At 71.7% G+C, this 24,733-nt stretch carries 20 protein-coding genes and 1 tRNA gene; 7 read left to right on the top strand and 14 right to left on the bottom strand.

Translation table 11 applies throughout. The features are described from left to right. Positions 1–23: 23 nt before the first annotated feature. Entirely contained in the window at positions 24–1,679 is a 1,656-nt protein-coding gene (locus ACFPIJ_RS50105; RefSeq protein ID WP_380126550.1) for an IPT/TIG domain-containing protein, read from the bottom strand. Between the two features lie 279 nt (positions 1,680–1,958). On the opposite strand from ACFPIJ_RS50105, the gene ACFPIJ_RS50100 reads away from it, so the two are divergent. After that, positions 1,959–3,155: an IPT/TIG domain-containing protein gene (locus ACFPIJ_RS50100; RefSeq protein WP_380126549.1), complete on the top strand. Its 1,197-nt coding sequence runs from the start codon at positions 1,959–1,961 to the stop codon at positions 3,153–3,155. Positions 3,156–3,447: 292 nt separating this feature from the next. Here ACFPIJ_RS50100 and ACFPIJ_RS50095 read toward each other — a convergent pair whose 3' ends face one another. After that, the gene (locus ACFPIJ_RS50095; RefSeq protein WP_380126548.1) at positions 3,448–3,771 is read right to left on the bottom strand and encodes a hypothetical protein; all 324 of its coding nucleotides are present in this window, start codon (positions 3,769–3,771) and stop codon (positions 3,448–3,450) included. Positions 3,772–3,922: 151 nt separating this feature from the next. Between ACFPIJ_RS50095 and ACFPIJ_RS50090 the strand changes: the two genes are divergently transcribed. Together ACFPIJ_RS50090 and ACFPIJ_RS50085 are read left to right on the top strand one after the other, a co-directional pair. Then, the gene (locus tag ACFPIJ_RS50090) at positions 3,923–5,596 is read left to right on the top strand and encodes an aminotransferase class V-fold PLP-dependent enzyme (RefSeq protein WP_380126547.1); all 1,674 of its coding nucleotides are present in this window, start codon (positions 3,923–3,925) and stop codon (positions 5,594–5,596) included. Positions 5,597–5,634: 38 nt separating this feature from the next. Continuing rightward, positions 5,635–6,564 carry a S1C family serine protease gene (locus ACFPIJ_RS50085; protein WP_380126546.1) on the top strand — a complete coding sequence of 310 codons (930 nt, stop codon included), beginning with the start codon at positions 5,635–5,637 and terminating at the stop codon, positions 6,562–6,564. 21 nt (positions 6,565–6,585) lie between these two features. Here ACFPIJ_RS50085 and ACFPIJ_RS50080 read toward each other — a convergent pair whose 3' ends face one another. Next, a complete protein-coding gene (locus ACFPIJ_RS50080) occupies positions 6,586–7,950 on the bottom strand; it encodes a cystathionine beta-synthase (protein WP_380126545.1) in 1,365 nt (454 codons plus the stop codon). A 27-nt stretch (positions 7,951–7,977) separates the two neighbouring features. Further along, positions 7,978–8,328 (bottom strand): YkvA family protein, encoded by a 351-nt coding sequence (locus ACFPIJ_RS50075; RefSeq protein WP_380126544.1) that lies wholly within the window; start codon positions 8,326–8,328, stop codon positions 7,978–7,980. 284 nt (positions 8,329–8,612) lie between these two features. Between ACFPIJ_RS50075 and ACFPIJ_RS50070 the strand changes: the two genes are divergently transcribed. From ACFPIJ_RS50070 to ACFPIJ_RS50060, 3 genes are all read left to right on the top strand, one after another. Next, entirely contained in the window at positions 8,613–9,659 is a 1,047-nt protein-coding gene (locus ACFPIJ_RS50070) for an SGNH/GDSL hydrolase family protein (RefSeq protein ID WP_380126543.1), read from the top strand. Continuing rightward, positions 9,656–10,441, top strand: coding sequence for an SGNH/GDSL hydrolase family protein (locus tag ACFPIJ_RS50065; protein ID WP_380126542.1), 786 nt, complete (start codon positions 9,656–9,658; stop codon positions 10,439–10,441). Before ACFPIJ_RS50070 ends, ACFPIJ_RS50065 begins: the two co-directional genes overlap by 4 nt. A gap of 71 nt (positions 10,442–10,512) precedes the next feature. Continuing rightward, positions 10,513–11,760: an acetyl-CoA C-acetyltransferase gene (locus ACFPIJ_RS50060; protein ID WP_380126541.1), complete on the top strand. Its 1,248-nt coding sequence runs from the start codon at positions 10,513–10,515 to the stop codon at positions 11,758–11,760. A gap of 90 nt (positions 11,761–11,850) precedes the next feature. On the opposite strand, the gene ACFPIJ_RS50055 is transcribed toward ACFPIJ_RS50060, so the two are convergent. The 4 genes from ACFPIJ_RS50055 to ACFPIJ_RS50040 form a co-directional block, all read right to left on the bottom strand. Beyond that, positions 11,851–12,168, bottom strand: a complete 318-nt coding sequence (locus tag ACFPIJ_RS50055; protein WP_380126540.1) for a hypothetical protein — start codon at positions 12,166–12,168, stop codon at positions 11,851–11,853. Next, positions 12,168–12,986, bottom strand: coding sequence for a Bax inhibitor-1/YccA family protein (locus ACFPIJ_RS50050; protein WP_380126539.1), 819 nt, complete (start codon positions 12,984–12,986; stop codon positions 12,168–12,170). The genes ACFPIJ_RS50055 and ACFPIJ_RS50050 overlap by 1 nt, the downstream gene beginning before the upstream one ends. Before the next feature lie 121 nt (positions 12,987–13,107). Further along, positions 13,108–16,128: a lamin tail domain-containing protein gene (locus tag ACFPIJ_RS50045; protein WP_380126538.1), complete on the bottom strand. Its 3,021-nt coding sequence runs from the start codon at positions 16,126–16,128 to the stop codon at positions 13,108–13,110. 159 nt (positions 16,129–16,287) lie between these two features. Continuing rightward, positions 16,288–16,371, bottom strand: a tRNA-Leu gene (locus tag ACFPIJ_RS50040). Between the two features lie 148 nt (positions 16,372–16,519). Between ACFPIJ_RS50040 and ACFPIJ_RS50035 the strand changes: the two genes are divergently transcribed. Then, a complete protein-coding gene (locus ACFPIJ_RS50035; protein WP_380126537.1) occupies positions 16,520–18,232 on the top strand; it encodes a hypothetical protein in 1,713 nt (570 codons plus the stop codon). On the opposite strand, the gene ACFPIJ_RS50030 is transcribed toward ACFPIJ_RS50035, so the two are convergent. The 6 genes from ACFPIJ_RS50030 to ACFPIJ_RS50005 form a co-directional block, all read right to left on the bottom strand. Continuing rightward, entirely contained in the window at positions 18,229–19,596 is a 1,368-nt protein-coding gene (locus ACFPIJ_RS50030) for an NAD(P)/FAD-dependent oxidoreductase (protein ID WP_380126536.1), read from the bottom strand. The two genes, ACFPIJ_RS50035 and ACFPIJ_RS50030, sit on opposite strands and share 4 nt — an antisense overlap. A gap of 880 nt (positions 19,597–20,476) precedes the next feature. Continuing rightward, positions 20,477–21,049 carry a hypothetical protein gene (locus tag ACFPIJ_RS50025; protein WP_380126535.1) on the bottom strand — a complete coding sequence of 191 codons (573 nt, stop codon included), beginning with the start codon at positions 21,047–21,049 and terminating at the stop codon, positions 20,477–20,479. After that, complete coding sequence (locus ACFPIJ_RS50020; RefSeq protein ID WP_380126534.1) at positions 21,046–22,374, bottom strand: DUF58 domain-containing protein; 1,329 nt, start codon at positions 22,372–22,374, stop codon at positions 21,046–21,048. Before ACFPIJ_RS50020 ends, ACFPIJ_RS50025 begins: the two co-directional genes overlap by 4 nt. Further along, positions 22,367–23,356: an AAA family ATPase gene (locus tag ACFPIJ_RS50015; protein WP_380126533.1), complete on the bottom strand. Its 990-nt coding sequence runs from the start codon at positions 23,354–23,356 to the stop codon at positions 22,367–22,369. Before ACFPIJ_RS50015 ends, ACFPIJ_RS50020 begins: the two co-directional genes overlap by 8 nt. Continuing rightward, the gene (locus ACFPIJ_RS50010; protein ID WP_380126532.1) at positions 23,353–24,021 is read right to left on the bottom strand and encodes a hypothetical protein; all 669 of its coding nucleotides are present in this window, start codon (positions 24,019–24,021) and stop codon (positions 23,353–23,355) included. The genes ACFPIJ_RS50015 and ACFPIJ_RS50010 overlap by 4 nt, the downstream gene beginning before the upstream one ends. Further along, complete coding sequence (locus tag ACFPIJ_RS50005) at positions 24,011–24,733, bottom strand: DUF4129 domain-containing protein (protein WP_380126531.1); 723 nt, start codon at positions 24,731–24,733, stop codon at positions 24,011–24,013. Before ACFPIJ_RS50005 ends, ACFPIJ_RS50010 begins: the two co-directional genes overlap by 11 nt.

The raw sequence follows: 24,733 nt of genomic DNA, 5'->3' as shown, positions 1-24,733 counted from the left end.
GGGCCGCGCTCGTGCCGACAGGGTCAGCTGGTGGTCACGTAGTCACCGATGGTGAACGTGGCGCCGCTGGAGATGATCGACTGGTTGAAGTTGGGGTTGTTGACCTTCGCGTTGATACGGCCGTCGTTGACGACGGTGAGCGTGTACGCGCCGTCGGGGATGACGCTCTTGATGGTCGCCGCCGCCGCCGAGAGGTCGGTGCCCAGCGGGCCGGACAGGATGGCCGTGTCGGCGTCCGTGATCGACGTGATGGAGACGCCGGTGCTGTTCAGCAGGCGGCCGACGTCCGCGTTGGTGAACAGGCCGGTGCCGACCGCTGCGGTCAGCGTGGTGACCCCGCCGGCGGTGGCCGTCGTGGCGGACGCGATCGTCCGCGAGTTGCCGATGGTGGTGGTGTCGACGGGGCCGTTGGTGCCGGCGGTCGACAGGGTCACCGTCGTCGGACTGAGCACCGCGGCGATGGTGGTGCCAGCCGCGGTGAGGCCGGAGCCCACCGGCGTGCCGAACTGCGTGCCGGTGATCGTGACGCCGACGTCCGCCGCGTTGAAGGCCGCCGTGGGCGAGGTCAGCGTGGTGGTGCCGCTGATCGTGGCGTCCTCGACCTTCCTGGTGTACGGCTGCAGGTTCACCTTGCAGATGAGCAGGCCGTCGTTCATGACCAGGACGTCGGAGCACTCCGACACCTGCGGGTTGGCCTTGTGTCCGGCGATTGTGGCGTCGTTGTAGGCGCCGCGGCTGAGGAAGACGTGCGCGCCCGCGGTGTCCGGCGTGGCGCCGCCGGCGGTGTTCGCCGGGTTGAGCGACGCGAAGCCGACGCCCTGGATCTCGACGAACCTTCCGGTGTTCGCCATGGTCCTCGGCATCGTGTTCGGTGTCGCGACAATGCCGTTGGAGTAGGTGAACGCCGCCAGCTTGTTCACGGTGCCGCCGGTCGTCGTGACCGACAGGGTCACCGGCTGGCCGTCCGCGGCATGCGGGGGCGTGATCGCGGTGAAGCTGAGGCCGTCGCTCGCGATCGTCGGAGTCATGGAGACACCGCCGAGCATGACCGTCGCGCCCGTCAGGTTCGTGCCGGTCACGACGATCGGAGTGCCACCCCGGGCGGGGCCGCTGATCGGGCTGACGCCCGTGACGGTGGCCGAGGCCGAAACCGAGTAGCCGCTCGCGAGGCCCGCGACCAGGGCGTCACCCGGGCTGCCGACCGAGGCCCAGGGCGTGTTGCCGCCGTAGACGCAGACGTTGTACTTGGTCGGTGCCGTGCCGACGATCGGCAGGCTCGGGACCTTCACGTACAGCTTGGTCGGCGAGTACAGGGCGACGCTCGACGCCGCGACGACGAACGGCATGGTGGTCGTGACCGGGTTCGCCGCGGCAATCGGGGCCGCGTACGTCGGCCAGCACGCATTGAGCGCCACGGTCGGTGCGGCCGCCGCCGCGCCCGGTGCCACCGCGCCGGCCAGCTGGAAGCTGACATAGGGCGTGCCGGTGAACACGGACGTCGTCGTGTTGATCGTCACCGTCGGACCAGTGGCCGAGTTCGCCGGGCCGGTGCCCGGGGTGATGGTCAATGCGACCGCCGCTGATGCGGGACTTGCCGTCGTCACGATGGCCGCGACCGCGACGCCCAGCACCACCCCCGCGCGGGCGAGTTTCGAGCGTGTGAGTGATCGGAAATGCATGTGGTCTCCTCCGGTGGTCACCACGGCATGAGCGAATGAGGGCGCGCGATCACCAAAGGACCGTGAGTACACCCAACGTCACGAAACGTAACAGCACAAATGCTGAGAGTGACTCACTTTCGCCCAACTGGCCGGGTGGACCCGTCATGGCGGTAGCGCCGCAGGCGGCCACCTAAACCGGCTACACAGCGTAATTCTGATGTTACTTTGAGTTGTCCAGTGGATCGTGCGGCCGGCCGCACCGGATGCGCCGTACAGCACTCGAGAGGACCTCGCTCAATGTCCCATGTCCATTCCTGGCGGCACTCCCGCCTTGCCAGAGCCGTGAGCATCGGCGCCGCCGCGGCGACTCTCCTGGTGGTCGTCCAGCCACTTCCCGCCCATGCCGCAACCCTGCCCGGCACGCTGGCCCTGACCTCTCCAGCCAACGGCAAGCTCGCCGCGCTCACGAAGAACCAGGTCGTCACCCTGACCGTCTCCGGGACCGGCGCGACCGCCCTGTCGGAGGACAACGTCGTCGCCGTCAAGCTCGGCGCCGACCCCAACTGCGACGACCTGACGAACTACGTCGTCACCAGCGCGACGACGATCACGGTCAAGACCCCCTCGACCGGCTGCATCGCCAGCAGCGCCGCGGAGGAGGTCGCCATCCTGTTCAACGACATCGCGTCGCCCGACACGATCGCGAAGGCGTCGGCCATCACGTTCGTGTCCCCGCCGAAGCTCGGCCTGCTGGCCACCAAGCCGGTGATCAACGACAACAGCAGCGCGATCTCGGACGTCACGAAGCAGGCGCAGCGGTTCCTCACCAGCGGCGCCCAGGTCGTGCGGGTCAAGGCCGCCGCCGACTTCGCCTTCGACCCACGCACCACCGCCGGCCTGAAGGCCAACCTGGGCGGTAAGGACGGCACCGACGTCAAGGTCTACGACGCCACCACCGGCCTCACCCAGCGCACGGCCGCCACCGCGACCGACCAGACGGTGACCGCCGACGTCGGCAACTACCTGACCTTCAAGACCGCGGCCGGCATGGACGCGAACAACGACACGATCATCATCACGCAGAACGGCGTGAGCAAGTCGTTCCTCAAGGCGGACACCGGCGCCGACGTCGTGGTCGGCCCGGCCATCACCTCGATGAACGTCACGTCCGGCAAGGCCACCGGCGGGACCGTCGTCGCCATCACCGGCACCAATTTCAACAAGACGCTCAGCGCGTACGCCAATGACGGCAGCAACACCGTCAAGGTGATGTTCTGCGGCATCGAGGCGGACAACTACGGCGTCACGTCGCCGGCCACGCCCGCGGTCAACAGCGGCGGCACGGTCATCACCGTCATCACGCCGAACGTCACCGCCGACGCCCTGGGCGTCGGGGCCACCAACTACGCCGGCGTCTGCCCCGTGTCGATCCAGGAAGGATCGTGGGTCAGTCCCCTCAACGGAGCGACCTCGTTCGCGTTCCTCAACGAGTAGGCACCCGCACCCCGGACACCGGGAACGGCCCGGTCCCCGCAATGGGGGCCGGGCCGTTCGGCATGAGGTTTTGGCAGGCGAGGGCACACTGTCGCGATATATGCGGGGGAACCACGAAGGTGTGCCCTCGCCTGCCGTGTAGACCCGCCCGATCCCTGGGGAGGACGCCTGGCCGGAGGCGTTCGGAGTCGGCGGAGGCATGCCGACAACCGTGCCCGGGCGGGTCTTTGTGTCGCGGTGTCCGCAGGGCGTGGCGGGCGCGCCGAGGTCACCGCTGAGATCAACGATCGTGCTAGAGAAAGGTTCCCCGGTTGCCGCCGGCGCGGTGCCATCCACCCCGGGACCGCTGCGCGGCGCCGAGGTCGATCCGCCAGTCGGGCATCGTCCGCAGGCTGTAGAGGTCGTGCCGGGCGGTCCAGGCCTCGTTCCACGGCCGCCGGGAGGCGGCCTCCGCGTTCTCGGCGAGCCGGCGCGGCGCGCAGGGCCACTCCCGCCCGCACCAGATGCACTGTCCGTCACCGTCCGACTCGTTGTGCCGGCTCAGGATCTGCGTGGCGTCGCGCCACAGCAGCCAATCGACGACGTCTGTTGGCTCGGACTGGTCAACACTGACCAACTTCCCTACCCCCAAACTCTGCATGATCCCGACAGATGGCTCCGGAGAACCTCCGGACGAAACGTTAAACAGTCGAGGTGCACGCGTGGGCGGACAGCCTGTGCGATTCCGGTGTGACCACCCGAAAGTGGCGGCGCGGATAATGGCGGCCATGGAGAGCCCCCTGCTGCAGCGGATCCGCGATGCCGTCATCGGCGACGACCAGGTGATGTGGGGGCCATACGGCGCGCGCCGCGTCACCTACGCCGACTACACGGCGTCAGGACGGGCGCTGGACTTCATCGAACGGTTCATCCTTGACGAGGTGTTGCCGCGGTACGCCAACACGCACACCGAGTCCTCCGGAACCGGGCTGCAGACGACCCGGCTGCGGGAGGACGCCCGCCAGATCGTCAACGACGCGGTCGGCGGCGACGCGGAGACCGTCGTGATCTTCACCGGTTCGGGGTCGACCGCCGCGATCGACAAGATGGTGCACATCCTGGGGCTGCGGGTGCCGGCCGAGCTCGAGGACCGGTACGACCTGTCGGCGCACATCCCGCCCGCCGAGCGCCCGGTGGTGTTCATCGGGCCGTTCGAGCATCACTCCAACGAGTTGCCGTGGCGGGAGTCCATCGCGGACGTCGTCGTCATCCCGGAGGATCACAACGGTCACATCGACCTGTCGCGCCTGCGGGCGGAGCTCGCGCGGCACGCCGACCGGCCGCTGAAGATCGGGTCGTTCTCCGCGGCCTCCAACGTGACCGGGATCGTCAGCGACACACACGCGATCTCGGCGCTGCTGCACGAGCACGGGGCGCTGTCGTTCTGGGACTTCGCCGCCGCGGCGCCGTACGTCGACGTGGCGATGTACGGGTCCGGGCCGGGCCAGTACAAGGACGCGGTCTTCATCTCGCCGCACAAGTTCGTCGGCGGGCCCGGGACGCCCGGGGTCCTCGTCGTGCGGCGGGAGGTGCTGCGCAACCGCGTGCCCACGGTGCCCGGTGGCGGCACGGTCGACTATGTCAACCCGACCGCCCACCATTACATCGCCGACGCCGCGCACCGCGAGGAGGGCGGCACGCCGGCGATCGTCGAGTCGATCCGGGCCGGCCTGGTGTTCCAGCTCAAGCAGGCCGTCGGCACCGACACCATCCGGGAGCTCGAGGAGGGCTTCCTGCGCGAGGCGATCACCTCGTGGAAGACGAACCCGAACATCGAGATCCTCGGCAACCTCGACGCGTCCCGGCTGTCGATCGTGTCGTTCGTGGTCAAACGACCCGGCGGCCGGTACCTGCACCACAACTTCGTGGTGTCGCTGCTCAACGACCTGTTCGGGATCCAGGCGCGGGGCGGCTGTTCGTGCGCCGGCCCGTACGGTCACCGGCTGCTCGGCATCGACATCGAGCGCTCGCAGCGCTTCGAGCAGGAGATCATCGCCGGCTGCGAGGGGATCAAGCCCGGGTGGGTGCGGGTCAGCTTCAACTACTTCATCTCCGACGCGGTGCTGCGCTACATCGTCGACGCCGTGCACTTCGTGGCCACCCACGGCTGGTCGTTGCTGCCGCAGTACCGCTTCGACCCGTACACCGGACTCTGGAAGCATCGCGACGGCCTGGTGGAGCCGCCCCTGCGGCTGTCGGAGCTGCACTACGACGCCGACGGCGAGTTGCGCTGGCCGGCCCGCCACGAACGGGCGTCGGAGTCGGCCCTCGCCGGCTACCTGCTCGAGGCGGCCCGCATCGTCGAGGCGGTCGAGCAGCAGGAGCAGCCCGACGGCGTGGTCTCCACGAACTTCGAGGCCCTGCGCTGGTTCGACCTGCCCGCGATATCGCTGACGGCATAACCGGGTATGGATGTCGCGGGCGTGGTGTTGCCAGCGACATGGAACCCGAAACCGACGCGCTCGACGCGTACAGCCGGGTCGTCACCAGCGTGGCGGCGGCCCTGCTGCCCAGTGTCGCCAGCCTGACCGTGCGCAGCCACCGCGGCGAGGGCGCCGGCTCGGCCGTCGTCTACACCCCGGACGGCTTCGTGCTGACCAGCGCCCACGTCGTGGCGGGCGCGGACGGCGGCGTCGCCGAATTCACCAACGGCACCTCCAGCCGCTTCGACGTCGTCGGCGCCGATCCCCTCGCCGACCTGGCGGTGCTGCGCATCCACGACACCGGGGTGCCGCCGGCGACCCTCGGCAACGCCGACGACCTGCGCATCGGCCAGCTCGTCGTGGCCGTCGGCAACCCGCTCGGCCTGGCCGGCTCGATCACCGCCGGCGTCGTCAGCGCCCTCGGCCGGTCGCTGCCGGTCCGCGACGGCCGGCACGTCCGGCTCATCGACGACGTGGTGCAGACCGACGCCGCGCTCAACCCCGGCAACTCCGGCGGCGCCCTGGCCGACTCGACCGGCAAGGTCGTCGGCATCAACACCGCCGTCGCCGGCATCGGGCTCGGCCTCGCCGTGCCGGTCAACAGCACGACCCGCCTGATCATGTCGGAGCTCATGTCGACCGGGAAGGTCCGCCGCGCCTGGCTCGGCGTCGCCGGCACCCCGGTGACGCTCCCCCAGCCCGTCGCGGACCGGGCCGGGCAGCGCAAGGGCCTGCGGCTGGTCGAGGTGGTGCCGGGCAGCCCCGCGGGCCAGGCCGGCCTCTACGTGGGCGACGTGATGCTGTCCGCCGGCGGCCGGCCGATCCTGGGGGTCCAGGACGTGCAGCGGCTCATGCTCGGCCCGGCCATCGGGCAGCGCCTGCAGATCACCGTCCTGCGCAAGGCAGCCCTGGTGGACGTGGTGGCCGTGCCGGAACCCCTGTCATAAGAGGTTCCGGCCCGGGGTGGCTCAGCTCAGGTGGGCCAGGAGGTCCTGCCGGGTGATGACGCCGGCGGGCTTGCCGTCGACGAGGACCACCGCGGCGTCGGCCTTCTCGAGCAGGGCGACGGCCTCGCTCACCGGCTGGCCGCCGCCGATCATCGGCAGCGGGTCGCCCATGTGCCGCTCCACGATGTCGTGGAGGTGGGCCTGGCCGGTGAACAGCGCGTCGAGGAGGTCACGCTCCGCGATCGAGCCGGCCACCTCGCCGGTCACGACGGGCGGCTCGGCCTTGAGGACGGGCAGCTGGGAGACGCCGTACTCGCGCATGTAGTCGATGGCGTCGCGGACCGTCTCGTTGGGGTGCACGTGCACCAGCTGCGGCAGGCCGCCGTCCTTGCCGACCAGCACGTCGGCGACGGTCGGCAGCTCAGCGGCGGTGCGCAGGAAGCCGTAGCGGGCCATCCAGCCGTCGTTGAAGATCTTGCTGAGGTAGCCACGGCCGCCGTCGGGCAGCAGGACGACCACGACGTCGTCGGGGCCGGCCGCGCGGGCGACCTTCAGTGCCGCGGCGACCGCCATGCCGCAGGAACCGCCGACGAGCAGGCCCTCCTCGCGGGCGAGGCGGCGGGTCAGGTCGAAGGACTCCTTGTCGGACACCTCGACGATCTCGTCGCAGACGTCGCGGTCATACGTGGTGGGCCAGAAGTCCTCGCCGACGCCTTCGACGAGGTACGGCCGGCCGGTGCCGCCCGAGTAGACGGAGCCCTCGGGGTCGGCGCCGACGATACGGACCGCGCCGCCGGAGACCTCCTTGAGGTAACGGCCCACGCCGGAGATCGTGCCGCCGGTGCCGACGCCGGCGACGAAGTGCGTCACCTTGCCGGCCGTCTGGTCCCAGACCTCGGGTCCCGTGGTCTCGTAGTGCGAGCGGGGGTTGGCCGGGTTGGCATACTGGTCGGGCTTCCAGGCGCCCGGGATGTCCCGGGCGAGCCGGTCGGAGACGTTGTAGTAGGACCGGGGGTCCTCGGGCGCGACCGCGGTCGGGCAGACCACGACCTCCGCACCGTAGGCCCGCATCACGTTCTGTTTGTCCTCGCTGACCTTGTCGGGGCAGACGAAGACGCACTTGTACCCGCGCAGCTGGGCGACGAGCGCGAGACCGACCCCGGTGTTGCCGCTGGTCGGCTCGACGATCGTGCCGCCGGGCTTGAGCAGGCCGGCCTTCTCTGCCTCCTCGACCATGCGCAGCGCGATGCGGTCCTTCACGCTGCCGCCGGGGTTGAGGTATTCGACCTTCGCCAGGACGGTCGCGGAGATTCCGGACGTCACGTTGCGGAGCCGGACAAGGGGCGTATTGCCCACCAATTCGACGACGTTGTCGTAGTAGCGCACGCGGCCAGCGTATAGCGCCGGAATCGGCTACTTGACGACGTGCCCGGGAATCACGTTGTCGCGCTGCTTCTCCCACTCCAGGAAGCGCTCCAGCTCGTCCAGCAGCGCGCCGGCGAAGTAGGTCGCCATGGCGAGGTCGTCGACGACGCCGAGGACCAGCAGGAACAGCTCCGGCACGGCGTCGATCGGGGAGACGATGTAGACGGCCGAGGCGGCCAGCAGCGCCAGGCGGGTGCCGCCGTCGTATTCGCCCTTCAGCGTCGCCTTGATCATCCGTGGAATGGCACCGAGCCGCTTGCCGAGCCCTGGCGTGCCGGGCTTGAACACCCTCAGCAGCGCCGTCCACGCCAACCGCCGTCGCAGCGTGCTGTCCGCCATGATCGCCGCCCTCTCTCGTCTGGCTATGAATGTAACGGTGCCGGGCCACAACAGCGCGCGGTAGAAATGACGCGTGGAGCGCGGAGGTTTGGCCGGCCGCCACCGCCGGGCAACCGGAAATGACCCTCGCCTGGGACGATGGCCGTGCGGCGACGATCCGGGCCGGCGCAGGCCCCGATCGGTCGGGATGAGGACGATCGGGATCTTTACTTGTCAGTGGCGGATACTTGCGGAGTGGGGGTTAGCCTCGGAGGTCGCGCGGATGGCGGGAGGCGAGAAGGGCAGTGGGGGCGTTGAAGCTTCGGTCGGAACAGGTGCGGCGGATCGCCACGGCGGCCGTGGTCGGCGGCGGTGGCATCGCGGGCGCGAGCGCGTTGTTCTACGGCGTGGTCATCGGGCAGGCACTGCTGGCCCGCCGGGTCATCCCCCAGGTCGTGAGCCCTCCCCCGCGCGCCGACGGCACGTATGGCGCGCACTTCGACGGTGAGCCGATCCGCCTGGTCGTGCTCGGCGACTCCTCCGCCGCCGGATACGGCGCGGAGCTGCCCAGCGAGACCTTCGCCGCGGCGGTCGCGGCCGGCCTCGCCCAGCAGCAGCGGCGTCCGGTGTGGATGCGCTGCCTCGCGGTCGTCGGCTGTGAGTCGCGCGGGCTGTCGCCGCAGGTGGACGTGGCGCTGCGACACCGGCCCGACGTCGCGGTGATCTGCATCGGTGGCAATGACGTCACGCACCGCGTCAACGTGTCCCTCGCGGTGCGGCACCAGGTCGACGCGGTGCGCCGGCTGCGGTCCGCGGGCGTCCAGGTCGTCGTCGGCACCTGCCCCGACCTGGGCACGATCCGGCCGATCCAGCCGCCGCTGCGCTGGCTGGCCCGGCACTGGAGCCGGCAGATGGCGACGGCGCAGACGATCGCGGTGGTCGAGGCGGGCGGACGGACCGTGTCGCTGGGCGACCTGCTCGGCGAGCTGTTCTACGCCGAGCCGGACCGCATGTTCAGCTTCGACCGGTTCCACCCGTCCGGTGCCGGCTACCTGGCGGCGGCGCAGGCGGTGCTGCCGACGGTGGTCGCGTCGCTGACCGAGCCCGACGTGGCGGCGCCGCTGACCGCGTCGCTGCGGGCCGGCGAGGGCGTGCGGTCCCTGCCGCGTGCCGCGGCGGAGGCGGCCCAGCACCCCGGCACCGAGGTCAGCGCCGCGCAGGTGGCCGGCAGCGAGCGCGGCCCGGCGGGCCGCTGGGCGCAGCTGCGCCACCGGGTCTGGCACCGGCTGCCGCAACAGGCGGCCCGCGAGCCCTCCCAGACTGAGGACCGCTACCCCCAGGAGTCGACATGATCACGATCAAGCGGCTGGCACGGATGGCCACGGTCACTGTGATCGCCGGCACGGTCGGCGGCGCCGCGGTCCTCGCGGCACAGGCGATGGCCGCCCGGGCGAGGTCCTACGCCAAGCCCGACATGCGGCTGGCGATGCGCTCCTCGGTGGGTGCGGTCGGGAAGCCGCCGATGCGGCTGGTCCTGCTCGGCGACGCCACCGCGCTCGGCGTCGGCGTCGACCGGGTCGCCGACACCGTCGGCGGGCAGCTGGCGGCGCTCCTCGCCGAGGGCACCGCCGGCCGCCGGGTCGAGCTGTCCAGCGTGGCCGTGGCCGGATCCCGCTCCGCCGACCTCGCCACGCAGGTGGCGCGGGCGCTGGTCGGGCCGGCGCCGGACGTGGCGGTGATCCTGGTCGGCACCAACGACGTGACGCACGTCGGGCGTGGCTCCGACGCCGCGGAGTATCTCGGGTCCGCCTGCCGGCGGCTGCGGGACGCCGGCATCCCGGTCGTCGTCGGCACCTGCCCCGATTTCGGCGCGCTGCGGGCGTTCGCGCCGCCGCTGCGGCAGCTGCTCGGCTGGCGCAGCCGGAGCGTGGCCCGGCAGCAGGCCGTCGCCGCCGCGGCGGCCGGCGCGGTCGTCGTGGACCTGGCCGCGCGGACCGGTGCGGTGTTCCGGGCGGACGCGGGCACGCTGTGCCACGACGGCTTCCACCCGTCCGCCGACGGCTACCGGGTGTGGGCGCACGCGCTGCTGCCCGCCGTCGAGGAGGCCGCCGCGGTCCGCGGGTTTCTGCACTAATGATGCACTGAATCTGCAGATTTCTCACAGCCGCTCGCCGGGCTTCGTTACCCTGCAGTAGCGTCAGAGCCATGCCGGAAGCTGTCATTGTCGCCACCGCCCGGTCCCCGATCGGCCGTGCGGCCAAGGGATCTCTGCGCGACCTCCGCCCCGACGACCTCGCCGCGACCATCGTCCGCGCCGCGCTCGCCAAGGTCCCCGAACTCGACCCGCGGGACATCGAAGACCTCTACCTCGGCTGCGGCCTGCCCGGCGGTGAGCAGGGCTTCAACATGGCCCGCGTGGTCAGCACCCTGCTCGGGTTCGACCACCTGCCGGGCGCCACCACCACCCGCTACTGCGCCTCGTCGCTGCAGACCACCCGGATGGCGTTCCACGCGATCAAGGCCGGCGAGGGCGACGTGTTCATCTCCGCCGGTGTCGAGTGCGTGTCGCGCTACGCGCGGGGCAACTCCGACGGGCTGCCGGCCGAGGCGCAGGCGGCCGTCGGCGGCCCGTGGCAGAATCCGGCGTTCGCGGACGCCTACGCGCGCACCACCAAGCGCGCCGAGGGCGGCGGCGAGCCGTGGCACGACCCCCGCGAGGAGGGCGCGCTGCCCGACATCTACGTCGCGATGGGCCAGACCGCCGAGAACCTCGCCGAGCTCGAGGGCGTCACCCGGGCGGACATGGACGAGTTCGGCGTCCGGTCGCAGAACCTGGCCGAGGCCGCGATCGGCAGCGGCTTCTGGGCCCGCGAGATCACGCCGGTGACGACCCCCGACGGCACCGTGGTGAGCACCGACGACGGTCCGCGCGCCGGGGTGACCCTGGAGGCGGTGGCCGGGCTCAAGCCGGTCTTCCGCCCCGACGGCCGGGTCACCGCCGGCAACTGTTGCCCGCTCAACGACGGCGCCGCAGCGGTCGTCATCATGAGCGACGTCAAGGCCCGTGAGCTGGGCATCACGCCCCTGGCCCGGATCCTGTCGACCGGCGTCACCGCCATGTCGCCGGAGATCATGGGCATCGGCCCGGTCGAGGCGTCCCGCAGCGCGCTCAAGCGGGCCGGGATGAGCATCGACGACGTCGACCTGGTCGAGATCAACGAGGCGTTCGCCGCGCAGGTCATCCCGTCGTACCGGCAGCTGGGCATCCCGATCGAGAAGCTCAACGTCAACGGCGGCGCGATCGCGGTCGGTCACCCGTTCGGCATGACCGGCGCCCGCATCACCGGCACCCTGATCAACTCGCTGAGCTGGCACGACAAGTCGATCGGCCTGGAGACCATGTGCGTCGGCGGCGGCCAGGGCATGGCCATGGTCATCGAGCGCCTGTCCTGAACCCTGCCATAGCTGCACAGGGCCCTGCGGATCATCTACTGTGCAGTCCAGCCGGGCGCGGGTGCTCTCAGCCTCACTGAAGCGCAGGCGTCAGAGCTGCCCGCGCACGGCCCGCACTTTCTCGGCGGCCTCGTCCACCAGGGCGGGGCCGCCGAACCTTGTCAGGTCCGCGGCCACCACCCGCAGCTGGTCCGGCAGGGCGAGGTCGTTGTCGAGGCGGGGCACCGGCAGGCGGTCCCGGCCCTCCGCGTCAGCGCAGCGGTCCGCGAGCCACTGCACCAGGTCGTGCACCGTGTCGGCGCGAGAGGCCCCGGACGCACCGGACGCCGCCCATCGGGACGGCGTCCAGTGTCCGACCTGCCCGACCAGCCGGCCCACCGTCGCGGTGAGGCGGTCGTCGGGCTGCATCAGCGGCGCAGGTAGCTGAGCATGCGCAGGATCTCCCAGTACAGGAAGATCAGCCCGACCAGGATGCCGAACGAGCAGTACCAGGCGTACTTCTCCGGCAGCCCCTGCCGGACGCCCTGCTCGACGGCGTCGAAGTCGAGCACGAACGTGAGGGCCGCGACCACGATGATCACCAGGCTGAACACGATCGGCAGCCAGCCGACCTTGCCCTCGGTGCCGTAGTCGCGCAGGCCGAGGTTGAGGCCGAACAGGTAGAACACGAAGTTGGCCAGGCTCAGCACCACGACGCCGACGAGGGCGCCGATGACCATCTTCGTGAACCGCGGCGTGGCCCGCAGGATCTGCAGCTTGTAGAGCACCGCCATGACGGCGAAGATGCCGAACGTGCCGATGACCGCCTGGATGACGATGCCGCTGTAGGCATGTTCGTACCAGCGGCTGACCACGCCGAGCAGCACGCCCTGCAGGGCGGCGTAGGGGACGATGACGGCCGGGTTGGTCACCTGCGCGAACGAGATGACCAGGCCGAGCACCAGACCCGCGATGAGCGAACCGAACAGCGCGAGGGTGGTGACGCCACCGGTGTCCGGCAGGAGCGCCCAGGCCCCCGCACCGAAGATGCCGGTGACGCCCAGCAGTGCGACGGTGCGCACCACGACGTCGTCGATGGTCATCGCCCGGGTGGCGGCCGGGGCCTGGTAGCCGGACTGGGGATACCCGTAGCCGGGAGGCGCACCGAAGCTCGGCGGCTGCACTTGCGACCGCTCCTGTCGCGCCGCCTGTCCTAGGCGGTTGAGCACCGGGTTCGAACTCTGCACGATCAGCCTCCAGAGGCGTCGCATTCATGTGTACGACCAGCGTACCGCGCCTGCCCGGTTCAAGTGGATCTCAGTTTCGCGGGGGTCGGCGCGAACCGCCCCGGCCCCCGCAGGTCGGGTGCTATACGCCGAAGGTCTCGCAGCGACCGCCGGTGTTGGTGTTGTTGCCGCGGCCCGCGGCGGCGGTGTCGGCGCCCGCACCGCAGTCGACGGCGTCGTTGCCGCTGCCGGTGCCGATCACGTCGTTGCCGGCGCCGGTGGTGACGGTGTTGTTGCCGTTCCCGGCGTCGACCCGGTCGTCGCCGGCGCCGGTGGTGATGCTGTCGTTGCCCGACGCGGTGACGACGACGTTGGCGCCGTCACCGGCGCGGATGACGTTGTTGCCGCCGCCGGCCTCGATCCGGTCGTCGCCGGCGCCGGTAGTGATCACGTCGTTGCCGGATGCCGCGGTGATCGTGTTGGTGCCGGCGCCCGCGTCGACGACGTTGTTGCCGCCGCCGGCGTCGATCCGGTCGTCGCCGCCCGTGGTGGTGATCACGTCGTTGCCGGGGCCGGTCACGACGCAGTCGGCGCCGCCCCCGCCGGTGACCACGTCGTTGCCGCCACGGCCGACGATCAGGTCGGCGCCGGCGGTGCCGGTGAGGCGCTCGTTGCCGGTGGTGCCGACCACCACGGCGTCGACCGCGCCGCACAGCAGGCCGGCCGCCTGGACCGTGACGGCGCCGGCGTGCTGGATGCCGGTCAGCGTCTCGGTGAACGCCAGGGAACCGCCGGCCGGGACGCTGAACGTGACCGGCACGGAGCGGAAGGTCACCGCCACGCCCGCCGGGTCGCCGTCGAGCGTGGACACCCCGACGGCGCCCGTGATCAGGTACGACCCCTGGCCGAGCGTGACCGCCGCGGTGCTGCCGGTGAGCTCGAGCACCACGGGCGCCGTACCGCTGCCGACGTCGAACCGGACGGACCCGCCGGATCCGGCGGACACCGCGACGGCCCTGTCCCCGCGGGCCGTGATCCGGCCGGAGACCGCGGCGGTGGCGAAGCTGGCCGAGTCGGCGGGCGCCGGGTCGACCTCGTCGAGGATGCCGTCGTCGTCCGCGTCGAGGTCGGTGCAGGCGATCGTGCCGCCGCGCAGGGCGTGCCCGTCGGTGCCGCTGTCGTCGGACCAGAACACCGGCTTGCGGCCGGCGGCGCACGCCGACTGCGGCGCGATCGCGAAGCCCTCGTTGTTGAGGTTCGGCATACCGGCCGGGCGTTCGTACAGCCCGCTGACGGCGAACGTGCCGGCGGTCACGTCGAGGGTGGCGACCCGGCCGTTGCAGGTGTCGTCGCAGACCGCCCACAGGTGCCCGGTCTCCGGCTCGAACTCCAGGTCCATCACGGACGGGAACCCGCTGGCGAACGTCGCGACCCGGGTGAAGCCGCCGCCCGAGGTGAGAGCGTAGGCGTACACCGCACCGTTGGCCTCCAGGCCGACGAGGAACAGCCCGTCGCCGTGACCGGGGTACGCGGCCGGGTCGTACGCGCCACCGCGCTGGTCGGCGAACCCGTGCGCGGTGAGGTACGCGTCCGGCACCCAGGTGATCGCCTCCAGGCCGCTGTTCGCGGCGACCGCGGGCAGGTCTGCGGTGAGGTTCCACTCGGCGGTCGCGGTGCCGCTGACGCCGTCGTACCGTTCGATCGTCGGCCGGCTGACGCCGCTCACGGCGTTGTTGCGCTCGGTCGACACGTAGATGCCGTCGGGCCGCCAGACCACGCCTTCGGCGTCGACGTCACCCGTGCCGTCGGCGTAGTGCAGGACCGTGGTGGTCGCCGGCGTCCACGCCGCGCCGTCCCAGGTGAGGCGGTACAGCGTGCCGGGGCCGTTCTTGACCGCCCAGAGGGTCGAGCCGCCCTGGTACGCCAGGCCGCTCAGGTTGCCCCCGAACGCGTTGAGCTGGTCGGCGGTGGTGACGTCCGCACCGCCCGGCCAGGCCGCGGCGGGCGTCTGGCCCGGGCAGGCGTTGGCCGCGCTCCGGGTGGCCGCCGTCGTCGCGGCGAACTGCCCCGTGCCGTCCGGGCAGCGCCCGTAGGTCACTGCCGCATGGGCGGTCCAGGTGTACGAGTCGAGCAGCGTCACCCCGTCGGCGGCGAACAGCCGGGCCGAGTCGGCCGCGCCGAGCCCGAACACCGGGTCCACGTCCAGCGTCGTGTACGCGCCGGGGGCGAGGACCGTGCCCGCCGCAATGGTGAACACGTGGGTGTCGTCGTTGTCCTTGACCTGCCACCCGGAGATGTCGACGGCGGCGGTGCCGGTGTTGACCAGCTCGACCCAGTCGCCGGGCGTGCCGCCGTTGGACTCAACCTCGTTGATCTTCACCTTCGCGGCGGGAGTGGTGCAGTCGTTGGCCGCGCCCCGGGTCGACGAGGACGTCGTGACGAACGCGCCGCTGCCGTCCGGGCACCGGCCGTAGGTGGTGGCGGCGTGCGCGGTCCAGCTGTAGGAGTCCAGCAGCGTCACCCCGTCGGCCGCGAACACGCGGGCGGAGTCGGCGCCACCGAGCCCGTACGCGGTCTCGACGTCGACCGGCAGGTAGCCGCCGGCGGCGATCGTCGTGCCGGCCGCGATGGTGAACACGTGGGTGTCGTCGCTGTCCTTCACCACCCAGCCCGACACGTCGACGGCAACCGCGGCGGTGTTGACCAGCTCGACCCAGTCGCCGGGCGTGCCGCCGTTGGACTCGACCTCGTTGATCTTCACCTTCGCGGCGGGAGTGGTGCAGTCGTTGGCCGCGCCCCGGGTCGACGAGGACGTCGTGACGAACGCGCCGCTGCCGTCCGGACACCGGCCGTAGGTGGTGGCGGCGTGCGCGGTCCAGCTGTAGGAGTCCACCGGCGTCACCCCGTCGGCGGCGAAGAGCCGGGCCGAGTCGGCGCCGCCCAGCCCGAAGACCGGGTCGACGTCCACGGCCAGGTAGCCGCCCGCGGCGACGCTCGTGCCCGCGGCGATGGTGAACACGTGGGTGTCGTCGTTGTCCTTGACCACCCAGCCGGACACGTCGACGGCGGCGGTGCCGGTGTTGACCAGCTCGACCCAGTCGCCGGGCGTGCCGCCGTTGGACTCAACCTCGTTGATACGGATGGTGGACGCTTCCTCCGCCACCGCCGGCGTATATCCGACGGTGATACCGGCGAAAGCGGTCGCTACCGCAACAATCACTCGGAACTGGGTGCGCAATGTGGCCGGCCTTTCGCGGAAAGTGTTTTCCGCGAAAGCCTCGACCATGACGACGAAGGGAACATGAACGCACGGCGAAACAATTGGTGCCCGGGGCGGGGTTCGAACCCGCACGCCTCGCGGCAGCCGCTTTTAAGGCGGCCGTGTCTGCCGTTCCACCACCCGGGCGTAGAAACGCGTCTCACGGTAGCCCGTCCGACGAACCCTCAACACCGACAAGGGGACCGCCGTTACTGTCATCCGGGTGAGCAGCACCCCACTGACCGACGAGGTTGAGATGGCGCCGCCGGAGACCTTGACAAATGAAGGTCAGCCGATGCATATGCGTCACCGCTGGGCGGTCGACGCCGGGGTCGGGCTGCTCTTCGTGCTCGCCGCCGCGTTCCTGACGCACCGACTGTGGCCCGGTCCGGCGGGGCGGGTGCTCGCCCTCAACCCGAGTGACCAGGCGCTCGACGAATGGTTCCTCGCCTACGCCACCCGAGCGTATCGCGGCGACTTCTCCCTCGTGACCGGCATGCTGAACGCGCCCGACGGGGTCAACCTGCTGTGCAACGCCTCGCTGATCGGCATGGGGCTGCTGCTCGCGCCGGTCACCCTCGCGTTCGGCGCGCCCGTCACGTTCAGCCTGCTGGTCGCCGGCAACCTCGCCGCGACGGGGATCGGGTGGTACCTGCTGTTCGCCAGGACCCTCGCGATGCACCGGGCCGGCGCGCTGATCGGCGCGGCCTTCGCCGCCTTCGCGCCCGGCATGGTGTCGCAGTCCAACGCGCACCTGCACATGACCGCGGCCTGGCTGGTGCCGCCGATCGTCTGGTGCGTGGTCCGCATCGCCCGCCAGACCGAGGTCACCTGGCGGACCGCCCGGACCGGGCTGCTGCTCGGCGCCCTGGTCGCGGTCCAGTTCTTCGTCGGCGAGGAGGTGCTGTTCCTCACCGCGGTCACCCTGGCGCTGTTCACGCTCGTGTTCGTGGCGGTGGCCCGCCCCTCGCTGCGGGTCGCGCCGCCGTTCGTGTTCGGGCTCGGTCTCGCCGCCGGGCTGGCCGCGGCGCTGCTGGCCTATCCGCTGTGGCTGCAGTTCCACGGGCCGCAGAGTGTCGAGGGCGGTGTCTTCCTGCCGTCGTTCTTCTCCGCCGACCTGTTCAGCTTCACCGCCATCTCGCCGCTGTCGCTCGCCGGCGACGACAGCGCCGCGCGGCTGGTCAGCGGCCCGGCCGAGTACACCACCTTCTTCGGCGCACCGCTGCTGCTCGTCGCGCTCGGGGCGACCGTGTGGATGTGGCGGCGCCCGGCCGTCGTCGCGGCCGCGGTCACCGCGGTCGTGCTGTGCCTCTTCGCGCTCGGGCCGTTCATCGCCATGGACCGCGAGCCGACGTCGCAGCGGGGGCCGTTCTCCCTGCTGTCGGGGCTGCCGGTGATCGAGTCCGCGCTGCCGACGCGGTTCGCGCTGGCCGCGATCCCGTTGCTCGCCGTGATCCTGGCGCGGGTCGTCGACGCGGCGATCACGCAGACCGAGACGCTGCGGCTGCTCGTGCCGGTCGCGGTGGTCGCCGCGCTCGTGCCCCTGGCGCCGGCGCCGCTGCCCGTGATCGACCGGGCGCCCGTGCCGCGGTTCTTCACGGAGGGGTACTGGAAGGTGTACGCGCCCGAAGACGGCGTGGTCGTGCCGGTGCCGCTGCCCGACCCGCGGGATCCGGACGCGATGCGCTGGGCCGCGGCGACGAACGCCCGGATCGCCACGCCGCAGGGCTGGTTCATCGGGCCGTACGGCAAGGGCGGCGCCGCGGCCGTCGGCGTCTACCCCCGCCCGACGTCGCAGCTGCTGCAGCGGGTCGCGAAGTCCGGCCGGCCGGCGGAGCTCACCGCCGCGGACCGGGAGGCGCTGACCCGCGACATCGCATACTGGCGGGCGGCGTCCTTCGTGCTGGACCCGCACCACCCGAAGGCCGGGGCGCTCAAGCAGACCATGGACGATCTGCTCGGCCCCGGCGAACAGGTCGGAGACGTCTGGGTGTGGCGCGCGCCCTAGGCCGCCTTGGCCTTGTCCTTCTGCTCCGCCTTCGTGGGCAGCGGAATCGGCGGGGCCACGGTGAGGAACGGCTCGCGCGGCTCGTGCAGCGACCCGAGCGCGACGACCTCACGGCGCAGCACCAGCTGCAGCGTCCAGTCGACCAGCACCCGGATCTTGCGGTTGAGCGTGGGGATCCGGCTCAGGTGGTAGGACCGGTGCATGAACCACGCCGGCAGCCCGCGGACCTTCACGCCGTAGACGTGCGCGACCCCCTTGTAGAGGCCGAGCCCGGCGACCGAACCGACGTGCTTGTGCTTGTAGTCCACCGGCCTGCGCCCGCGCACGACCGCGGCGATGTTGTCGGCCAGCTTCGCCGCCTGGCGCACCGCGTGCTGCGCGCTCGGCGAGCACAACGCCCCCGGCACCTCCGACGTGAGGTCCGGCACGGCGGCGCAGTCGCCGGCGCTCCAGGCCCCCTCGACGACGTCCCCGTTCTGGTCCACGACCTGCAGCGTGGGCAGGCAGGTGATCGCGCCGCGCGGGGTCCTCGGCAGGTCCGTGTCCTCGAGCATCGGGTGCGGCTTGACGCCCGCCGTCCACACGATCGTGTCGGCCGGGAACTCGTCGCCGTCGGACAGCTTCACGATGCCGTCGACGCACGACTCCAGCCGCGTGCCGAGCCGGATGTCGATCGCCCGGCGGGTGAGCTGCACGACCGTGTAGGCACCCATCTCGGGGCCGACCTCGGGCAGGATCCGCTGCGCCGCCTCGACGAGCACGAACCGCACGTCTTCCTGCGGGATCTCCGGGTAGTAGCGCAACGCCCCGCGGACCATGTCCTCCATCTCCGCGAGGGCCTCGATCCCGGCGTACCCACCGCCGACGAACACGAACGTCAGCGCCCGCTTGCGGGTCGCCGGGTCACTCGTGGTCGCCGCCACGTCGAGCCGGTCCAGCACGCTGTTGCGCAGGAAGATGGCCTCGCCGATGGTCTTGAAGCCGACCGCCTGCTCGCGCAGCCCTGGGATCGGCAGCGTCCGCGACACCGAACCCGGCGCCACCACGATGTGGTCATACGGCACCTCGCGGGCCGGCCCGACGATCGGCTGGACGATGGCCACCTTGCGGGCGTGCTCGATCCGGGTGACCTCACCGGAGAGCACGTGGCAGCGCTTGAGCTCGCGCCGCAGCGGCACGACCGTGTGCCGCGGGGAGATGTTGCCGGCCGCTGACTCCGGCAGGAACGGCTGGTACGTCATGTGCGGCTGAGGGTCGACAACCGTCACCTCGGCCTCGTGCCGGTGCAGCTTCTTGGACATGCGCAGAGCGGCGTAGAGCCCGACGTGTCCGGCACCGACGATCAGGATTCGCTTAGCAGCCACAGCAACAACGCTAACGGCCAAAAGCCCTCACGTTCAGTCAGGCCACAGACATGTAACGACCGTTACCACAGCTGTAACGGCGCGCACAGTTACCCGCCAGTCGCTGCACTGTTTCCCGCCTGTCGCTGCGCGAAAGCTCGCCGCCCCACCGCTTCGCGGCGGGTCCCGCCGGGGGATTCTCACCCCGGACCCCCAATGCTCGCTGCGCTCGCACGACCTGCGCCCTGACGGGCGCGGTCGACTCACACGCTTGCGCGTGGGCACCCGAAAGACCGGGGGTCCAGGTTTCTCGTCCCACAGGTCTTTCGTCCAACTCGCCCGCTCTGCGCGCGAGACGACGGAGGCGGGCCCATCCCATGGGCGCGGGTGTTGCCCATGCTTCCTGGACTGTGGGAAACGGCGACCACTTTGGTGATCGACGGGTTTTCGGGAGGGCAGGCCCGCCCCCGTCGTCTCGCGCGCATGGCGGGCGAGGAGGACGACAGACCTGAGCGATCCGAAACCCGGACCCCCGGTCCTTCAAGTGCCCACGCGCAAGCGTCCGAGTCGACCGCGCCCGCCAGGGCGCAGGTCGTGCGAGCGTAGCGAGCATTGGGGGTGTGGGGTGAGAATCCCCCACTGCTCTTCCGGCCGAAGGCCGCCGCGGAAGAAACAGGCTTGAGTGCGAGCGCAGCGAGCATGGGGGGTGTGGGGTGAGAATCCCCCACTGCTCTTCCGGCCGAAGGCCGCCGCGGAAGAAACAGGCTTGAGTGCGAGCGCAGCGAGCATGGGGGGTGTGGGGTGGCGCAGCCCCCCGCCGGGACGCCGCGCCAGCGGTGGCCCAGCTAGCACAGTTCGCACAGCACAGCTAGCCCAGCCCCGCTCGCACAGCACAGCCAAATCAGTTGGCCTTGCGGGTGATCAGCCAAGCCAGAGCCCCGGCTGCCAAAACGCCGGCCAGGGAGGCGATCAGGAAGACCGGGCCGATGACGGCCTTGACCGCGGCGAGGAGCAGGACGCTGACGATCGCGCTGGCGCTGATGATGGCGGTCGCGCGGAGCAGCCAGCTGACGATGACGCCGGGCGAGACGATCGCGTCGTAGGGCAGGGCGGCGGCGAGGGCGGCGAGGGAGTGCGTGAGGTACAGGACCGTGGCCAGGGCGATGAGGCGCGGGATGGTGATGACCTGGTCGTAGACGTAGGTGCCCAGGAGCCAGCCGAACACGCACAGCAGGATCGCCAGGCCGATCAGGCGGGTGCGGGGGAAGAGGGCGGGCAGCGCTGCCAGCACCGCGGCGAAGAGCAGTGCGGCGGGGCGCAGGATCACCTCGGCGGGGAAGGCGATCAGGGCCGAGACCAGGGTGAGCAGGAACACCATGAAGCGGACCAGCAGGGGGCCGGCCGCGGCGCGTTCGAGCATGTCCTTGAGCCGGCCGAGGCGGGCCAGCAGGGCGTCCTGGAGCTCCTCGATCATTTGGTGACCGTCCGGGAGAGGGCGACGCGGGTGACGCCGCGCAGGATCTCGTCGAGGCTGCCGGCGCCGCCCCACGGGACGACGGGGACGCCGTGCTCGCGGAGCTGGCCGATGACGCTGTCGCGTTCGAGGGCCCAGAGGCGGTGGGCGACGTGGCCCCATGGTCCGGTGCCGCGCAGGGCACCCGAAGGCGCCGTGAGGGTGTCGACGGCGACCACGAAGCGGCCCGCGCGGGCGAGGTTGGCCAGCATCGCGGCGGAGCGCGGGTCGAGCAGCGGGGTGAGGACCATGACCAGGGCGTTGTGCTGCACCATGTGCGGGCCGAAGACCGAGGGCGGCGGCTCGTCGGCGACCTGGGCGGGGGCGATGTCGAGCAGCCATTCCAGCGTCGTCATGTAGTGCCGGCGACCGCTGGCGGCGCGCAACTGGCGGATCTGGCCGCCGTACTGCAGCAGGGCGACCCGGTCGCCGCGGCGCAGGTAGTGCTCGGCGATGCCGGCCGCGGCGCGCACGGTGGTGTCCAGGACCGAGGCGCGGCCGTCGATGCCGCCGGAGCGGCCCGCCTCGTGCAGCGCGTCGAGCAGGACGACGACCTCGGCGTCGCGGTCGGACAGGGTACTGACGACGTGCAGTTCGCGGGTACGCAGGGAGACCCGCCAGTCGATGCGGCGCAGCCGGTCGCCGGAGCCGAAGCGGCGCACCCCGGCGAGCTCGCCGCCTTCACCGGGGCGGCGGGAGCGGTGACCGCCGACGTGCCCGGCCGCGCGGGGCATGGCCTCGTCGGCGTCGAAGTGCTCGATCGCCGGGTACGCCTTGATCGGCAGCGCGGGTGCCTGCACGGACCGGCTGATGAGCAGGCCGTCGGCGGCGAAGCCGTGTGCGGTGACCGGGCCGAGCAGGTGGCGGCCCCAGCGCAGGACCCGGCCGTGCAGGTCGATGCCGGCGATGGTGCCGGGGTCGACGTCGACGACGTAGGGGCGGTCGCTGTGTTCGAGGCGGACCCAGCGGGGCACGGCGAGCCGGACCACGACGAGGTCGAAGCCGCCGGGGTTGGGGTTGCCGACGCCGACGTTCACGTCGAGGTCGGCGCCCTCGACCACGAACGGCTCGGCGGTGGTGACCTCCATCGTCGGCGCGCGGCCGGGGCGGCGCACCAGGGACAGGGCGGTGCCGACGGCGAACGGGGTGGCCAGCACGACCAGGTCGAACCGTCCGATGAGGACGGCGACGAAGACGAGCACCCCGGCGATGAACACCGCCCGGCCGAGTGCCCGGGTGGGTTCGAAGGCGCGGGCGTGCGTCCGGCGCGGCCGCGGCTCAGCCACGCCTTCCGCCGTAGGTGGGCAGCGCGCCGCTGGCCGGGGCCGGGGTCTGCGCGAGCACCTCGCCCACCACGGCCCGGGGGTCGATGCGCTTGAGCCACATCTCCGGCAGGAGCGTGATGCGGTGGGCGAGGGCCGGCACGGCGACGGCCTTGACGTCCTCGGGGATGACGTAGTCCCGGCCGCTGAGCGCGGCGGCGGCCCGGGCCAGCAGCAGCAGGGCGAGCGAGCCGCGGGGGGAGGCGCCGACGAGGACCTGCGGGTGCGAGCGGGTCGCCGCGGCGAGCGAGACGATGTACCGCCCGATCGAGTCCTCGACCGTGACGTCCTCCAGGGCGCCCTGCATCGCGAGGAGGGTCTCGGAGTCCACGACCGGCTCGATCACCGCCTCCTCCTGCCGGCGGGTCATCCGGCGGCGCAGGACCTCCCACTCCTCGTCGGCCTCCGGGTACCCGAACGAGACGCGGAGCAGGAAGCGGTCGAGCTGGGCCTCCGGCAGCGGGTAGGTGCCCTCGTACTCGATCGGGTTGGCGGTGGCGAGGACGTGGAAGGGCGGGTCGAGCCGGTAGGTGGCGCCCTCGACGGACACCTGCCGCTCCTGCATCGCCTCCAGCAGCGCCGACTGCGTCTTCGGCGGGGTGCGGTTGATCTCGTCGGCGAGCAGCAGGTTCGTGAAGACCGGGCCGGCCCGGAACGTGAACTCGTGCGAGCGCTGGTCGTAGAGGAACGACCCGGTCACGTCGGCGGGCAGCAGGTCGGGGGTGAACTGCAGCCGGCGGAACCCGATGCCGAGCGTCTGCGCGAACGACCGCGCGGTCAGCGTCTTGGCCAGGCCCGGCAGGTCCTCCAGCAGCACGTGACCGCCGGCGAGGATCCCGGCCAGGACCAGCTCCAGCGAGTCGCGCTTGCCGACGACCACCGTGCCGACCTGGTCGAGGACCACCTTGGCGATCCGGCCAACCTCGGCCGGTGCGAGCGTCTTCATAGCTCCTCCACCTTCGCGACGATCGATGCTACGTCCCCTGGGCTCGGCACGCGCGACGGCGGCTGATGCAGCAGCGTCCACAGCTCCTCCCCCAGCAGTGCCCGGGCCTGTCTCGGCGAGCCCGCCAGGGTGATCCCGTGTCGTTGCCGCAACCTGGTGTCGACCAGGTCGGCGATGCGGGGCACGACCAGGGCCCCGAACCGTTTCGCGTCCCGCTCGCCCCACACCAGGCGGTCCTCCCACCGGCCGACGGCCAGCCGCAGGCCGTCGAGGACCGGGATGCCGTCGACGACCTCGCCGGTGCGCCGGGTCTTGGCGAGGGCCTTCTTCTTGGCGAGGGTCGGTGGCCGGACCGGGGTCAGCCCACGTCCCGTGACGGCGACCGGCAGTTCGTCGGCGCGGACCTGCCGCAGCCCCTCCTGGATGATCCCGGCCGAGAGGATCCCGAGGAAGACGAGTGGGTACGACACGGTCAGGCCGAACACGTACAGCAGACCCCACCCGACGGTGGTGAGCGCGAGCGCGATGAACAGCCTGCGGATCCACCACCTGGTGTCATACGGCCGGGAGGGCCGGCGCACCGGGCGGGGGTCGGCGGCGACAGCGGTGCGGCCGGCGTCGAAGAGCTCTTCGAGGCTGACCATCTCGTCGGGGTTACGCGCCACGGACGGCACCTCCGCGCAGTGCCAGCTCGGTCCGCAGCTGCCGCAGCGCCTCGGTCGCGTTCTGCCGGGACCGTTCGTCGACGGGGTGGGTGGCGTACCGGGCCTCGCGATACACGTGCGCCAGGCCCTCCAGGGTCGGCCGGCTGATCTGGTGCCCGGTGAGCAGGCGGGTGACCAGGTCGGTGGGGCTGTCGCCGGTCTCCCGCGGGGTGCCGGCGGCCGCGGCGGCCCGCTCCAGGCGGACCCAGCACGCGATGACGGCCTTGCGCGGGTCGGTGTCGGTGTCGGAGAGCTCCACGAGGCCCGCGTCGACCGCGGCGATCACCGCGGCGCCGCCGTCGTCCGTCATCGGGGCCGGCTGCTTCGGCTCGACGAACAGCCTGGCCTTGCGCTTCGGGTCGCCGTTGCGCAGCAGCGACCACACCAGCACGCCGGCGGCGACGACCAGCAGGAGCACGCACAGGACCCCGGCGGTGTACGTCACCCATTCGGGAAACTCGTAGGACGACGCCTGCTCGGTCGCGGGTGACGGCGGGAGGGTCGCCACCGCGGTGCTGGTCGGCAGGTCGGACGGCACGGGCGGGCTCTGGTCCAGCGGGGGCACCGGCAGCTTGCTGATCTCCGGTGAGGAGGTGGCCGCGGCGACGGCGGCGACCCCGAGGGCGGCGATGACGGCGAGCACCGGCAACCAGCGGTTGAAGGTGCGGTCCAT

Origin of the sequence: Dactylosporangium cerinum, assembly GCF_042653625.1 — a bacterium.
Taxonomy (GTDB): Bacteria; Actinomycetota; Actinomycetes; order Mycobacteriales; family Micromonosporaceae; genus Dactylosporangium; species Dactylosporangium cerinum.
Note: the sequence above shows the minus strand (reverse complement) of the source record. Positions and strands in the feature narration are given on the sequence as shown.